The following is a 13,892-nucleotide window of genomic DNA, read 5'->3' as shown; positions in this document are numbered from 1 at the left end:
CGGAAGGAAGGAAAGGAAGAGCCATTGGGTGAACTTCTGTCCCAGTACGACGTCCTCGGCGCGTTCCTCGTCAATATCGAACTGACCATCTTCTCGGCGATCGGCGCCGCCCTGCTCGGCACCATCCTGATGATCATGCGCGTGTGCCCCATGGGTTCGCTGCGCGGATTCGCGGCGGCCTTCACCAACATCGTCATGAACATCCCGCTGACGCTGATCATCCTGGCCTGCTCGCTCGGGGTGTACGGCCAGCTGGGCATCGTCGTCTCGGGCCGCTGGGGCGACCAATGGTTGGCGCGCAACTCCTTCTGGCTGACGGTTATCGGCCTGAGCGTGTACACCGCTACCTTCGTGTGCGAGGCGCTGCGCTCGGGCCTGAACACCGTCCCGCCCGGGCAGGCCGAGGCCGCCCGCGCGATCGGGCTGGGCTTCGGGCAGACCATGGGCGCGATCGTCCTGCCCCAGACCCTGCGCGGGGCGGTGGCGCCGCTGGGCAACACCCTGATCGCCCTGGCGAAGAACACCACGGTCGCCTCGGCCGCCGGCGTCTCCCAGGCCGCCTCGGTCATGTCCGACATGTTCGAGTTCTCCCCGCAGCATCTGCTGGCGATCTTCGCCGTCTTCGCGATCGGCTGGACCATCATCGTCCTCCCGATCGGGCTGCTCACAACCTCTCTGTCCCGGAAACTGGCGGTGGCACGATGAATGACCAGTCCCTCCTGTTCGACCTGCCCGGCCCCCGGGCGCGGCGCCGCGAGCGCATCGGCAACGTCATCGGCGTCGTCGTCCTGGTGGCTCTGGGCGTGTGGGTGATCGCCGCCCTGGCCGCCAAGGACCAGTTCACGGCCGCCCGCTGGGCACCCTTCCTGACCGCCTCCGCCTGGACCGACTACCTGCTGCCCGGATTGTGGGCGACGCTGCGCGCCGCCGCCGTCGCGCTGGTGGCCGCCTTCATCTTCGGTGTGGTCTTCGGGCTGGGGCGGCTGGCCGACGCCCGCCCGGTGCGCTGGATCAGCACGCTGGTGGTGGAGTTCTTCCGGGCGGTGCCGGTGCTGGTGCTGATGCTGTTCTTCTACTTCATGTTCTCCCAGCTCTCCTTCGTGCCGTCCACCTCGGCCGCGTTCTGGGGCGTGGTGACGGCGCTGACCCTGTACAACGGCTCGGTCGTCGCCGAACTGGTCCGCTCCGGCATCCACTCCCTGCCCTCCGGCCAACGCGAGGCGGCCCTGGCGATCGGGCTGACCCCGTCCCGCTCACGCCGACTCATCGAACTGCCGCAGGCACTGTTGGCGATGATGCCGGCCATGATCAGTCAGCTGATCGTGGCCCTGAAGGACACGGCGCTGGGGTACATCATCACCTACTCCGAGCTGTTGGCCGCGGGCAGCCTGTTGGGCAGCGCCAAGGCGAACCTGATCCCGTCGCTGATCGTGACGGCCATCATCTTCGTGGCGCTCAACTTCGGCATGTCCTGGGCGGCGCAGCGCCTGGCGGACCGGCTCTCCCGCCGCACCAGCGAGCAGATGAGCACGGTCACCGGCATTGCCACCGCGGCGGATGTGGCCGATCTCCCCGCCCCGGCGTAGGCCCCGGCGGAATGTCCGAATTCGGCACGAACCGTGTGGGCCGCGTCAGCAGCTGCGAACAAAACGTTGAAATCATGCGGCTGCCGTATCGGCTCACGTGGGCATCGGCGGTGTTTCTGCCGGATTTGGACATTCCTGACCGCGGACTCAAACGGATTGTCGGGCTGAGCCAGATCCGTTAGCGCGCTGCTGGGCCAGCCGGGCGTCGTGCTCCGCGGCGGCCGCGAAGGCGGCGCCGGGCGCGGCCACCGAGCCGAAGCTGGCCAGGTCGCGAAGAAAGACGGCGGCGGCCAGCCAGTCCATCATGATGCGCACCTTCCGGTTCAGGGTGGGCATGGCGTACACGTGGTAGCCGCGGTGCGCGGTCCAGGCCGGCAGACCGCGCAGGTTGTGCCCCAGGATGTGCGCCACCCCCTTGCCGATGCCCAGGGAGGCGACGGTCCCGAGGTTCTCGTGTCGGTAGCTGGTCAGCTCCACCGGCGCGTCGGGACCGGCCGCGAGGGTGGCGGCCAGGTTGTCGGCCAGCACCTTCGCCTGGCGGACGGCGTGCTGAGCGGTGGGGGCGCAGGTGGCGGTCGGGTCCTGGCTGGTCAGGTCTGGCACCGCCGCGCAGTCCCCGGCGGCCCAGGCACCGTCCACGACGGCTCCGTCACGGGCCACCTGCAGGGTGGGCAGGGCGGTGACGCGCCCGCGGCCCTCGATGGGCAGGTCGGAGTCGGCCAGCACCGGGGCGGCCTTGACGCCGGCGGTCCACACGATGGTGTCGGCGTCGAACTCGGTGCCGTCGGACAGGACCACGTGCCCGTCCACGCAGGAGGTCAAGAAGGTGGACAGGCGCACGTCGATGTCGCGCTCGCGCAACTGCTGCAGGCCGTAGCCGGACAGCTCCTCGGTCAGCTCCGGCAGGATGCGGCGGGTGCCCTCAACCAGGACGAAGTGCACGTCGCTCTGCTCGACGCTGGGAATCTTGGCGACGGCGGCCCGGGCCATGTCCTCCAGCTCGGCGATCGCCTCCACGCCGGCGAAGCCGCCGCCCACGAATACGAAGGTCAGTAGCCGCCGACGGCGGTCATGGTCCCAGGTGGAGGCAGCCTCCTCGATGTTGGACAGCACGCGGTTGCGCAGGGCCAGGGCCTCCTCCACCTGCTTGAAGCCGAGTGCCTGCTCGGCCAAGCCGGGAATCGGCAGGGTGCGGGCCTCGGCGCCCAGGGCCAGCACCAGGTGGTCGTAGGTGAGCTGGTAGGGCTCGGGGACACGCGCGTGGATTCGGGGGTCGGGGGCGTGATGGTGATGGTGCGGTGGGCGTGGTCGATGCCGGTGACCGCACCGGTCAGGATGGTGATGCCGTCCAGCCCCCGCCGGTGGGAGGCGACGACGTGCCGCGGCTGGATGGAGCCGGCCGCGACCTCCGGCAGGAAGGGCTGGTAGGTCATGTACGGGCGCGGGTCGATGACCGCGATCTCGACCTCGTTGGTGTTCAGCCGCCGGCGCAGTGCCCGCGCAGCGGTGAAGCCGACATAACCGCCGCCGGCGATGACGACGCGCGGCGGCCGACGACGCCCCTGATCGACGGCGACGGCAGGGACGTGTCGGCGCTGCGGAGTGATGGCCAGGGCGGCCGCGGTGATTGCCGCGGTGAGGCCGGCGGCGCCGAGGGTGATGGCAACGGTACGTCTCATACCGCAAATGTAAGGGTTGCCTCACTTAATTGAAAAACCGCATGTCCACTTGCGGGCCCCAACGTCGAGGCGCTGGGGCTGGCGGTGACTGCCCTCAGCGTCAAGGCCTACTCCTCGGCCAGCGCCTGCTCGACGGCGCGCGCGGCCACGCCGGCGGAGTAGCCCTTGCGCCCCAACGCGGCCAGGGCGCGACGTCGACGCACGGCAGGCTCGAGCCCACGGCTGACGGCCAGTCGTTTGCGCGCCAACACCAGGGCGGCGCAGGCCTCGTCCTCGCCATCGATCTGCTCCAGGGCGGCGCGAATGTGCGCCTCCCCCACCCCCTTGCGACGCAGCTCGTCCGCAATGGCGCGCCGGGCCGCTCCCTTCTCCGCGAAGCGGGTGCGCGCCAGGCGGGCGGCATAGGCGGCGTCGTCGATCACGCCGACCGCCTCCAGCGGTCCAGCACCTCCTGGGCGACGGCGGGGTCGACCTCCTTGCGCTCCAGCAGCCGGGCGAGGGCGGCGCGCGGGGCGGCGGAGCGGTCGAGGCGGCGCAGGACGATGTCCCTGGCCGCCTCGACCTGCTCGGTGTGAGCGTCCGGGGTGAGCCAGGGCATCAGAAACCGCCGGCGTCCTCACCGAACATGGGGTCGGCCTCTTCGGCCGCGGCCGCCTTCGACTTGCGGGCGCCGGACTTCGCAGCGGTGCCCTTCGCGGTGGTCTTCGCCCCGGCCGGAGCGGTTGCGGCGGCCTTCTCCGCGGCCTCCTGCGCGGCGGCCTCGCGGGCCTGCCGGCCGGGCTCCCCGATGCCGAGAGTGGCCAGGATCTTGTGCTCGATCTCATCGGCCAACTCGGGATTGTCCTTCAGGAAGGAGCGGGCGTTCTCCTTGCCCTGGCCCAGCTGGTCGGTGCCGTAGGTGAACCAGGCGCCGGACTTGCGCACGATGCCGTTCTCCACGCCCAGGTCGATAATGCCTCCCTCGCGGGAGATGCCCTGGCCGTAGAGGATGTCGAACTCGGCCTGCTTGAAGGGCGGGGCCATCTTGTTCTTGACGATCTTGGCACGGGTGCGGTTGCCAACCGGCTGGTCGCCGTCCTTGAGGGTCTGGATGCGGCGCACGTCGATGCGCACGGAGGCGTAGAACTTCAGGGCCTTACCGCCGGTGGTGGTCTCGGGGTTGCCGAAGAAGACGCCGATCTTCTCGCGCAGCTGGTTGATGAAGATGGCGGTGGTGCCGGTGGAGGACAGAGCTCCGGTGATCTTGCGCAGCGCCTGGCTCATCAGCCGCGCCTGCAGGCCGACGTGGGAGTCGCCCATCTCCCCCTCAATCTCGGCCTTGGGCACGAGCGCGGCGACGGAGTCGATGACGATGATGTCCAGCCCGCCGGAGCGGATCAGCATGTCCGCGATCTCCAGGGCCTGTTCGCCGGTATCGGGCTGGGAGACCAGCAGGTTGTCGGTGTCCACGCCCAGCGCCTTGGCGTACACCGGGTCCAGGGCGTGTTCGGCATCGATGAAGGCGGCGTTGCCGCCGGCCTTCTGGGCGCTGGCGACGGCATGCAGCGCCACCGTGGTCTTACCGGAGGATTCGGGACCGTAGATCTCCACGATGCGGCCGCGGGGCAGGCCGCCAATGCCCAGGCGACGTCGAGCGCGACGGAGCCGGTGGGGATCACGGAGACGGGCGGGCGGACGTCGTCGCCGAGCCGCATGACCGAGCCCTTGCCGAAGGACTTGTCGATCTGGGCCAGGGCGGTGGCCAGCGCCTTGGAGCGGTCCTGTGTCTGAGTTGCGGTGGGCATTGCTATTCCTCTGTTCTGGTGCGGCTCGCCGCCGCGGCGGATACGGCTGGTCCTGGTTGCGGGTGCCCCTCGCCGGGGCTCGCGAACGACGTTATGCCGGACCACCGACATGTATCAGCGCCCCTCCGCGACCGCTGTGGCCGCGGGGTGCGCGAACGTCGCCTGTGGACCACAGTAGGCGAACAGTTGTTCGAATGCGAGTGGCACTCACCGCGTGTCGTGGCGGCGCTGACGCGCATCGTCGCGGAATACCCAGCGGTCCGCTTCGCTGCGGTCGGTGTCGTCGCACAGGGCGTGCCAGACATCACGCGGCGGCACACCCGCGTCGAGCGCCTGCACGCTGGTGCGGCCAATGTCGGAGAGCACCAGGTCCTGCGCCAGCGAGCGCCCGTAGGCGGAGCCGAACACGGTGTCGACGGCGCGCCAGAACTCTGAGTGTTTCATGCGGCTCCTTGAAGCGGTTGAGGCGGCCTGACGCCGCCGGGATGGCCGTGGGTCGGCAGCAAGGTGCGCCGGCGGGCGCAGGCGGCTTGGGCAGTATGGCGCACGGCCGTGCGCCGGACGCAATCGTGCCCGGGAGCGGTCGCAGCAGCGACCCACAACCGGGCACGATGTGAAGACGTGGGCGTCCGCCGCCGGGGCGGGTTCAGCGCAGCGTCAGACCCTGCTGGCGGACCAGCTCGTCGGGGACGGTGTCGGGCACGGCCACGCCCTCGGCGACGGCAATGCGGTCGGAGACCTCACGCAGCACCGCGGAGAGAGGGGCGTCGAGGGCCTGGCAGATCGAGGCCAGCAGTTCGGAGGAGGCTTCCTTCTGACCGCGTTCGACCTCGGAGAGATAGCCGAGTGAGACGCGGGCCTGGCTGGAGACCTCGCGCAGGGTGCGGCCCTGGTGCTGGCGCACCGAGCGCAGTACCTCGCCGATCTCGCGGCGCAGAAGGATGTTCTCGTGCTTGTTCGTCGCGTTTTCCGCAACGGTGCCGTGCCCCGCCGCGGAGGCTTGCCGCATCGGTGCGCGGCCCGCCGGGCGCGCGGGACGGGTGGTGCGGGGGTGAGTCACGTTGTTCATCGTGTGGCACAACCATTCGTGTGGCAGTTTCATTCCCGCCTCCGGTGGGTACTCCCCCGGCGGCGTTGAGATGATCCTTCCGGAGAAGTCTGGAAGAAGCCTGGGGACCGCATTGGTGTCACCCAAGTTGTCCGGCCACCGGGTTGCTCAATCTACCCGACGGCGTCCCCGCCGGGCTGCGGAGCGGTCTCGAGCAGCGCGCCGGCCAGGGCCAGCACCGCGGTGGTGGCGCCGTCGCGCACCGCCTCCCGGCCGCCGGACAGGTGCAGTTCGCGCGTGAGCGTCCCCCAGGGCGAGGCGACGGCCACATGCACGGTGCCGGCCGGGTGGCCGTCGGCCGCACCCGGCCCGGCCACCCCGGTGGTGGCCAGGCCCAGGTCGGTGCCCATGAGCCGGGCAACGCCCGTGGCCATCTGCTTGGCCACCTCGCCGTCGACCGGCCCGGTTGCGGCCAGGCGCGCGGCATCCACGCCCAAGACCTGCTCCTTGATGCGGGTGGCGTAGGCGACGACGGCACCGACGACAACGGCGGACGCCCCGGGCACGCTCACCAGCGTGGAGGCGACCTCGCCGCCGGTCAGCGACTCGGCGACCGCCAGCGTCAGCCCCCGCTCCTCCGCCTTGGCCAGCAGGAAGCGCGCCGCCTCCACCAGAGTGCCGTGGCCGCCGTCGGGAGCGGGCATACCGGACGGGTTCTGCTCCGCGGGAGTGGCGCTCATACGGTCTCCTCCCCACGGGCGATGCGGCGGGCCTGAAGCACGTAGTCCACGCCGGTGACCACGGTGACCACCAGGGCGGCACCGATGGCGGCGTAGGCAATGGCCGTCAACACCTCGGCGAACAGCTCCGGCAGGAACATCGTCCAGGGCACGAGCAGACCGATGATGCCGATCATCTGCAGCGTGGTTTTGAGCTTGCCGCCGCGCGAGGCGGCCATGACGGCGCGGCGCAGCATCACGAAACGCATGACGGTGATGCCCAGCTCGCGCACGACGATGACGATCGTCACCCACCACCACAGGCGTCCAGCCACGGACAGCAGAATGAAGGCCGACAGAGTCAACGCCTTATCGGCGATGGGGTCGGCGATCTTCCCGAAGCTGGTGATCAGTCCCCGGGAACGGGCCAGCTGACCGTCCAGCTTGTCCGTTATCGCCGCCACGACGAACACGATGGTGGCCGCCAGCCGCATGCCGTGGCCGGGCTGGAGCATGAGCCAAATGAAGACGGGTACCAGGATCAGCCGCAGCACCGTCAACACGTTGGCGATGTTCAGCAGTGGGGGTGCGCTCGCGCCCCGGGTGGCGCCCGGCTCGGTGGCTGTGGTGTTCATCGCTCCCAGCCTAGATGATCACACCCGCGCACTTCACCAGGAGGCACCGCGGCCGGTCAGGCTCCAGGCGTCCTCGGAGTCCTCCTCCGCCGCCAGGTCGTCCCAGGACTCCGACTCGCTCAGGCCCCGGTCGGCCTCCAGGGGGTCGGAGCCGTAGCGGTCGGTGGGCAGCGTCGTCGTCGCGGCGTCGGCGTTGCCGTCGGCGCCCGGAACAGCCGCATCCTCATCCGGCTCGCTGCCGGGAGCGGCCCCCTCGCCCTTGATCCAGGCGAGCGTCTCCTCCAACTGCTCGGGCTGGACCAGCACCTCGCGGGCCTTGGAGCCCTCGGAGGGGCCCACAACCTCGCGGGTCTCCAGCAGGTCCATGAGTCGGCCGCCTTGGCGAAGCCGACCCGCAGCTTGCGCTGCAGCATGGAGGTGGAGCCGAACTGGCTGGTGATGATCAGCTCTGCGGCCTGCAGCAGCAGGTCCATGTCGTCGCCGATCTCCTCGTCGATCTGCTTCTTGACCTCCGGGACGATCACGTCCTCGCGGTAGTCGGGCTGCAGCTGTCCCTTGACGTGGTCGACCACCGCGCGGATCTCCGACTCGGTGACCCAGGATCCCTGCACGCGTACCGGGGTGGAGGCGCCCGGACCGAGGTAGAGGGCGTCACCCTGGCCGGTAAGGGTCTCGGCGCCGTTCTGGTCCAGGATGACGCGCGAGTCCAGCTGGGAGGCGGTGGCAAAGGCCAGGCGGGAGGGCACGTTGGACTTGATCAGTCCGGTGACCACCTGGGCCACCGGCCGCTGCGTGGCCAGCACCAGGTGGATGCCGGCGGCGCGGGCCAGCTGGGTGATGCGCTGGATGGAGGCCTCGACGTCCTTGGGGGCGGTCATCATCAGGTCCGCCAACTCGTCGACCACCACCAGCAGGTAGGGGTAGGGGGCGATCACCCGCTGGGAGCCGGGCAGGGGCTGAACCTCGCCGGCGCGTACCGCCTTGTTGAAGTCGTCGATGTGTTTGAAGCCGAAGGAGGCCAGGTCGTCGTAGCGGGCGTCCATCTCTCGCACCACCCACTCCAGGGCCTCGGCCGCCTTCTTCGGGGAGGTAATGATGGGGGTGATCAGGTGCGGGATGCCCTCGTAGATGGTCAGCTCCACGCGCTTGGGGTCCACCAGCACCATGCGGACCTCCTCGGGCGTGGCCCGCATCATGATGGAGGTGATCATGGAGTTGACAAAGGAGGACTTACCGGATCCGGTCTGGCCGGCCACCAGCAGGTGCGGGGTCTTGGCCAGGTTGGTGACCACGTAGTCGCCCTCGACGTCCTTGCCCAGGCCCACCACCAGCGGGTGGGTCTGCTTCTTGGCGGCCTGGGAGCGCAGCACGTCGCCGAGCTTGACCATCTCCCGGTCGGAGTTGGGGATCTCCACACCGATCGCGCTCTTGCCCGGGATCGGGGTGAGCAGGCGGATCTCGTCCGAGCCGACCGCGTAGGCGATGTTCTTGGCCTGGCTGGTTACCCGGGAGACGTTCACGCCGCGGCCCAGGTGGACCTCGTAGCGGGTGACCTGGGGGCCGCGCGTGTAACCAGTCACGGTGGCGTCCACACCGAACTCGGTGAACACGTCCTGCAGCTTGTTGACGATGGCGTCGTTGGCCTCGGTGCGGGTGGCGTGGCCACGGCCGGGCTCGAGCAGGGACTCGTCGGGCAGACGGTAGGTGGAGCCGTCAGGCAGCTGCATCTGCCCCAGGGCGATGGCGTCGGCGAAGTCCTGCTCGGCGACGGCTGGGGTCTCCTGGGTGACGGCGTCGGGCTCGCTCCGGGGCGTCGGGGCGGCATCCGCCTTGGAGCCGGCGGGCTTGCCGGACTTGCGGCTGCTCTTAACCGCTTTGGTGCGGCGCGCAGGGGCGGCGGGGACGTCGTCGTCCAGGGGCACGTCGACCGGGGGGTCGGGCAGCACGCTGGTGGCGGAGTCGTCGCCGGCCAACGTCGGCGCGGCGGCGGGCGACTCGGCGGGGCCGCTGGTGCGCTTGCGCCGCCCGTTGCCGCGCGGCCGTTTGTCGGTCTCGATGGCGCTGCGGAAGGCCTCGTCGCCGTCGTATGCGTCCAAGCGGGTGGTGGGGGCGTCCTCATCCCCACCGGCGACGGCCTGACGTACCCGCCCCAGGGTGCGGGTGGCCAGGTTGGGGGCGAACGCGCCGGCGTCGTCGCGGCCGCGGCGCTCGGCCAGGCGCTCACGAATCTCGGCGACCGTCTTGCCGGAGATGACCAGAGCGGAGAAGACGATCAACAGGATGAATAGGATCACGGCGCCGACCGCGCTGAATAGGGTGGCCAGCGGGTAGCCAACCACCCAGCCGAGCAGTCCGCCGGCCGCCTCCAGGGGGGCGATTCCATGGTCCAGTGCGGGGTTGCCGGAACTCACGTGGATGATGCCGGCCACGCCGGTAAGCACACCCAAGCAGCCGACCGCCACGCGCACCGGGGTGCCAGCGAAGCTGCGGGCGCGCAGCATGGCCACGCCCAGCGCCGCGAGCAGCACGGGCACAGCGATTCCGAGTACCCCCAGCGGCCCGGCGGCGAGGTGGTGCAGCACGCCGCCGGCGGCGCCGGAGATGCCGAACCACTCGCGCAGTCCAATCACGACGGCGAGCGCGAGCACGACGAACGCCCAGCCGGTGCTGCGGTAGCGTCCGCCCGCGGACTGAGTGGGGGGCGGCGAAGTCTTGGTGCGAGAATTGGCATGGTGCCTTCAACGCTACCCGTGCGCTCGGCCGGCGGCGGGCCTGCCACGCCGGGCTAGGCCCGCAGGAACGCGTCTATCTCGTCTCGCCGAGGGGCACGGGCCGGCCCAATCCGGCTGACGGCCTCCGCGGCGGCGGCGTTGGCCCGGCGGGCGGCGGCGACGACGTCGAGCCCGTCCATGAGGCCGACCACCAGCACGCCCGTGTGGGTGTCGCCGGCGCCAGTGGTGTCCACCACGTCCCGGGCGAAGCCGGGCACCTCGATCCGGTCCCCACCCACCGGCCACATGACGCAGCCGTGCACGCCGGTGCGGCGCACCAGCAGGCCGTCGGGGCAGGCGCGGCGCAGTGCCTCGGGGCTGCCCAGGCGGGCGGTCAGCTGGGTGATTTCGAAGTGGTTGCCGGTCAGCAGGGTGGTGCGGCGCAGGATGGGCAGCAGCACGTGGTCGGGGATCTCCGGCTGCACGGGGCCGAGATCGACAACCAGACCGACGCCTTCGGGCAGGCGCAGCAGCCAGGAGGTGAGCACGTCCCGACTGGAGCGGTGCACCAGGTCGTAGCCGGTGGCGTAAACCCAGTCGCCCTCCCGCAGCTCGATGCGTTGCAGGTCCTCCAGCTGGGGTTCGGCCTCCACGCCCTCGGTGGTGATGAAGGTGCGCCTCCCGCTGGGCTCGATCAGGGTGGTACAGGTGCCGATGTCGCCCACCAGCTCGTCCACGAGCAGCTCCACGCCGTCGTGCATCATGGTCTCGCGCACCTGGGCGGAGTTGGGGCCGGTGCCCAGGGTGGCGGCCAGGGCGGCGGGCAGCCCCTGGCGGGCAACGGCCGAGACAACCGTGTAGCCGCCGCCGACCGTGGGCCCGGACGAGGTGGCGGTGACGGCGCCGCCCGGTGCGGGGACGCGCTCGACGTGCAGGGGCAGGTCGATCAACACGGAGCCGGTGGAGATGAAGCAGGCGGGGCGGCGCATGGCCCGTTGGCCGTCGTCCTGGTTGATCAGGGTGCTGCGGAGCGCGCTCATGCTTCGATGACCACCGGGACGATCATGGGCCGACGCCGCAGCCGACGGCCGATCCATCGGCCCAGGGTGCGGCGCATGGCCTGTTGGAGGGAGTGGGCGTCGGCGTTGCCCTTGTCCAGGGCCTCGGCGAGCGCGTTGGTGACGTCGGGCAGGACCTCATCGAAAACGGAGTCGTCCTCGGCCACGCCCCGAGCCTGAATGTCCGGGCCGGCCAGGATGGTGCCGGTGGAGGTCTCGACGACGGCGTACACGGACACGAAGCCCTCCTCGGCGAGGATGCGCCGGTCCTTGAGCTCGGTCTCGTCAATCTCGCCGACCGAGGAGCCGTCCACATACACGTAGCCGCAGGGCACGGAGCCGGCGATGCGGGCCTTGCCGTCGGCCAGGTCGACCACCACCCCGTCCTCACACAGCATCACCCGCTTGGGATCGACGCCGGTCTTGACCGCCAGGGCCCCGTTGGCCACCAGGTGGCGAATCTCACCGTGGATCGGCATGACGTTGCGGGGGCCGACGATGTTGTACACGTGCAGCAATTCCTCGGAGGAGGCGTGACCGGACACGTGCACCTTGGCGTTGCCCTGGTGGACCACGCGGGCCCCCAGGCGCATGAGCTGGTTGATGACTCGGTAGACGGAGTTCTCGTTGCCGGGGATCAGCGAGGACGCGAAGATCACCGTGTCGCCAGGCTCCACGGTGACGGAGCGGTGCTCGCCGTGGACCATGCGGGACAGAGCCGCCATGGGCTCGCCCTGCGAGCCGGTGACCATCAGGACGCGTTCCTCGGGCGGCAGGGAGCCGAGGTCGCGGGCGTTGACCAGCACCCCCTCGGGCACCTTCAGATAGCCGCGCTCGGCGGCGATGCCCATGTTGCGCACCATGGAGCGGCCGATCAGGGCGACCCGGCGGCCGTGCAGGGCGGCGGCGTCGAGCACCTGCTGGACGCGATGCACATGGCTGGCGAAGGAGGCCACAATGATCTGCTGCTCGGACTCGGCGAAGACACCGTCCAGGACCGGGCCGATCTGGTTCTCATGCCCGATCATCCCGGGAACCTCGGCGTTGGTGGAGTCCACACAGAACAGGTCCACGCCCTCGTCGCCGAAGCGGGCGAAGGAGCGCAGGTCGGTGATGCGCCCATCGATGGTAGGGAGTCGACCTTGAAGTCTCCGGTGATCAGTACCGAGCCGGCGTCGGTACGGATCATGGCGGCCATGGCGTCCGGAATGGAGTGGTTAACGGCCACGAACTCCAGGTCGAAGGGGCCGTAGGATACCTCCTCGTGTTCGGAGACCACTCGCAGCACCGGATGGAGGTGGTGCTCAGCGAGCTTGGCCGCCACGAAGGCGAGGGTGAGGTCGGAACCGATCAGGGGAATGTCCTCGCGCAGGCGCAGCAGGTAGGGCACGCCGCCGATGTGGTCCTCATGCCCGTGGGTGAGCACCATGGCAACCACGTCGTCGAGGCGGTCCTCGATGTAGGTGAAGTCGGGCAGGATCAGGTCAACGCCGGGCTGGTCCTCCTCGGGGAACAGCACGCCGCAGTCGACGATGAGCAGCTTGCCATCGACCTCAAAGACGGTCATGTTGCGCCCGACCTCGCCGAGGCCGCCCAGGGGGGTGATGCGCATCGCTCCGTCCTGGAGCGGGCCGGGGGCACTGAGCTTGGGGAAGTTGGTCACGGCGGCAGTGTAGATGAGTATGTCCAAGGGGCGGGCGCCTGCGTAAGCGCCGCGGGGATGAGCGGAACCTCGCAGGAGCGGTGGCGGTACCGCCCCAACGGTCGCTGCCCCGGAAGCGTCGGTTGTACTCTCAACCCCATGACTAACCCCGCGGCCCCGCGGCTCTCCGGCCCCCTGGACCTCGGCGACTACGCAGGTCACGACCTCCAGGAGGAGATCTCGTCCACGGCGGATCGCGACGATGCCTCCGAGAACTCAACGCGCCGTACTGCCCTGAGGGCGGCAGGCGTGCTCGCGGCGGGGACGATCGGCGCCGTCGCGGGGGCCGGGGCCACGCACTGGTACGACGGGCGCCGCTCCCCCACCTTCCGGGTGGCCCCGCTCCCGGTGGAGCCGACGGGGCCGAGGATGGTGTCCACGATCTTCCGCACGGCGCCGAGCACGGGAGCCGTGGCCCTCACCTTCGACGACGGCCCGGATCCCCGCTGGACCCCGGTGGTGCTCGACATGCTCTCCCGGTTGGGTGCGAAGGCGACCTTCTTCGTGCTCGGCGAGGCCGCCAGCGCCCATCCCGACCTCATCGCGCGTGAGGTTGCCGAGGGACACGAGGTGGCGATTCACAACTGGGTCCACACGGATGTCTACGGCGCCTCGTCGGAGGAGCTCGACCGGGATCTCGACCGGACGATCGACGCGATCGTCTCTGCGGGCGCACCCGAACCGGCCCTCTGGCGCCCGCCGTACGGGCGCGTGGACGCGGTCGCACTGGCCGCCGCGGCGGACAGGGGCCTGAGCCTGGTGCTCTGGAGCCTGCACACCCCGGGGGTCGCCGCCGCCAGAGAGACGGGCGACAGCGCACAGGACGGCGCGATCATCCTGTGCCACGACGGCAGGAGCCAGCCGTCCGCCGGGCTCATGGACGAGGTGGCCCGTTCGGTGGAACGTATTCAGTCGCGAGGGCTGCGCGTGGTCAGCGCCGGCGAACTGATCGCGGCTCAACAATGACGAA

Annotated in this window: 9 protein-coding genes and 5 pseudogenes; 3 read left to right on the top strand and 11 right to left on the bottom strand. The window is 70.2% G+C overall.

What is annotated here, in order from left to right:
- Window positions 1-24 precede the first annotated feature (24 nt).
- Window positions 25-705 carry an amino acid ABC transporter permease gene (locus tag BW737_RS10255; RefSeq protein ID WP_086614353.1) on the top strand — a complete coding sequence of 227 codons (681 nt, stop codon included), beginning with the start codon at window positions 25-27 and terminating at the stop codon, window positions 703-705.
- The gene (locus tag BW737_RS10250; RefSeq protein ID WP_086614354.1) at window positions 702-1,586 is read left to right on the top strand and encodes an amino acid ABC transporter permease; all 885 of its coding nucleotides are present in this window, start codon (window positions 702-704) and stop codon (window positions 1,584-1,586) included. Before BW737_RS10255 ends, BW737_RS10250 begins: the two co-directional genes overlap by 4 nt.
- A gap of 147 nt (window positions 1,587-1,733) precedes the next feature.
- Here the strand turns inward: BW737_RS10250 and BW737_RS10245 are convergent, their stop codons facing one another.
- The 11 genes and pseudogenes from BW737_RS10245 to BW737_RS10200 form a co-directional block, all read right to left on the bottom strand.
- Window positions 1,734-2,804 carry an NAD(P)/FAD-dependent oxidoreductase gene (locus BW737_RS10245; RefSeq protein ID WP_257210707.1) on the bottom strand — a complete coding sequence of 357 codons (1,071 nt, stop codon included), beginning with the start codon at window positions 2,802-2,804 and terminating at the stop codon, window positions 1,734-1,736.
- A gap of 122 nt (window positions 2,805-2,926) precedes the next feature.
- A pseudogene (locus tag BW737_RS18405) lies at window positions 2,927-3,265 on the bottom strand (tryptophan 7-halogenase); the annotation flags it as partial.
- Between the two features lie 107 nt (window positions 3,266-3,372).
- Window positions 3,373-3,863: pseudogene (locus BW737_RS10240) on the bottom strand (regulatory protein RecX).
- A pseudogene (recA, locus tag BW737_RS10235) lies at window positions 3,863-5,049 on the bottom strand (recombinase RecA). The pseudogenes BW737_RS10240 and recA overlap by 1 nt, the downstream one beginning before the upstream one ends.
- A gap of 207 nt (window positions 5,050-5,256) precedes the next feature.
- On the bottom strand, window positions 5,257-5,493 hold the full coding sequence (locus tag BW737_RS10230) for a DUF3046 domain-containing protein (RefSeq protein ID WP_086614355.1): 237 nt from the start codon (window positions 5,491-5,493) through the stop codon (window positions 5,257-5,259).
- Between the two features lie 202 nt (window positions 5,494-5,695).
- Complete coding sequence (locus BW737_RS10225; protein ID WP_180272186.1) at window positions 5,696-6,118, bottom strand: helix-turn-helix domain-containing protein; 423 nt, start codon at window positions 6,116-6,118, stop codon at window positions 5,696-5,698.
- A 152-nt stretch (window positions 6,119-6,270) separates the two neighbouring features.
- Entirely contained in the window at window positions 6,271-6,801 is a 531-nt protein-coding gene (locus tag BW737_RS10220) for a CinA family protein (RefSeq protein WP_086614390.1), read from the bottom strand.
- A 32-nt stretch (window positions 6,802-6,833) separates the two neighbouring features.
- Window positions 6,834-7,451, bottom strand: a complete 618-nt coding sequence (pgsA, locus tag BW737_RS10215; RefSeq protein WP_086614356.1) for a CDP-diacylglycerol--glycerol-3-phosphate 3-phosphatidyltransferase — start codon at window positions 7,449-7,451, stop codon at window positions 6,834-6,836.
- Between the two features lie 33 nt (window positions 7,452-7,484).
- Window positions 7,485-10,099 (bottom strand): annotated as a pseudogene (locus BW737_RS10210) (DNA translocase FtsK 4TM domain-containing protein).
- 137 nt (window positions 10,100-10,236) lie between these two features.
- Window positions 10,237-11,151, bottom strand: a complete 915-nt coding sequence (locus tag BW737_RS10205; RefSeq protein ID WP_086614391.1) for a PfkB family carbohydrate kinase — start codon at window positions 11,149-11,151, stop codon at window positions 10,237-10,239.
- Between the two features lie 47 nt (window positions 11,152-11,198).
- A pseudogene (locus tag BW737_RS10200) lies at window positions 11,199-12,832 on the bottom strand (ribonuclease J).
- 189 nt (window positions 12,833-13,021) lie between these two features.
- Between BW737_RS10200 and BW737_RS10195 the strand changes: the two are divergent.
- Window positions 13,022-13,888: a polysaccharide deacetylase family protein gene (locus BW737_RS10195; protein WP_086614357.1), complete on the top strand. Its 867-nt coding sequence runs from the start codon at window positions 13,022-13,024 to the stop codon at window positions 13,886-13,888.
- Window positions 13,889-13,892 lie beyond the last annotated feature (4 nt).

This window comes from Actinomyces ruminis (assembly GCF_002154335.2).
GTDB classification, from domain to species: Bacteria; Actinomycetota; Actinomycetes; order Actinomycetales; family Actinomycetaceae; genus Actinomyces; species Actinomyces ruminis.
This window is presented reverse-complemented; position numbering and strand designations above follow the sequence as displayed.

Excerpts from the sequence above, each read along its gene's own strand:
- BW737_RS10250 (WP_086614354.1), top strand. The coding sequence starts at position 702 with ATGAATGACCAGTCCCTCCTGTTCGACCTGCCCGGCCCCCGGGCGCGG.
- BW737_RS10230 (WP_086614355.1), bottom strand. The coding sequence starts at position 5,493 with ATGAAACACTCAGAGTTCTGGCGCGCCGTCGACACCGTGTTCGGCTCC.
- BW737_RS10225 (WP_180272186.1), bottom strand. The coding sequence starts at position 6,118 with ATGAACAACGTGACTCACCCCCGCACCACCCGTCCCGCGCGCCCGGCG.
- BW737_RS10220 (WP_086614390.1), bottom strand. The coding sequence starts at position 6,801 with ATGCCCGCTCCCGACGGCGGCCACGGCACTCTGGTGGAGGCGGCGCGC.
- pgsA (WP_086614356.1), bottom strand. The coding sequence starts at position 7,451 with ATGAACACCACAGCCACCGAGCCGGGCGCCACCCGGGGCGCGAGCGCA.
- BW737_RS10205 (WP_086614391.1), bottom strand. The coding sequence starts at position 11,151 with ATGCGCCGCCCCGCCTGCTTCATCTCCACCGGCTCCGTGTTGATCGAC.
- BW737_RS10195 (WP_086614357.1), top strand. The coding sequence starts at position 13,022 with ATGACTAACCCCGCGGCCCCGCGGCTCTCCGGCCCCCTGGACCTCGGC.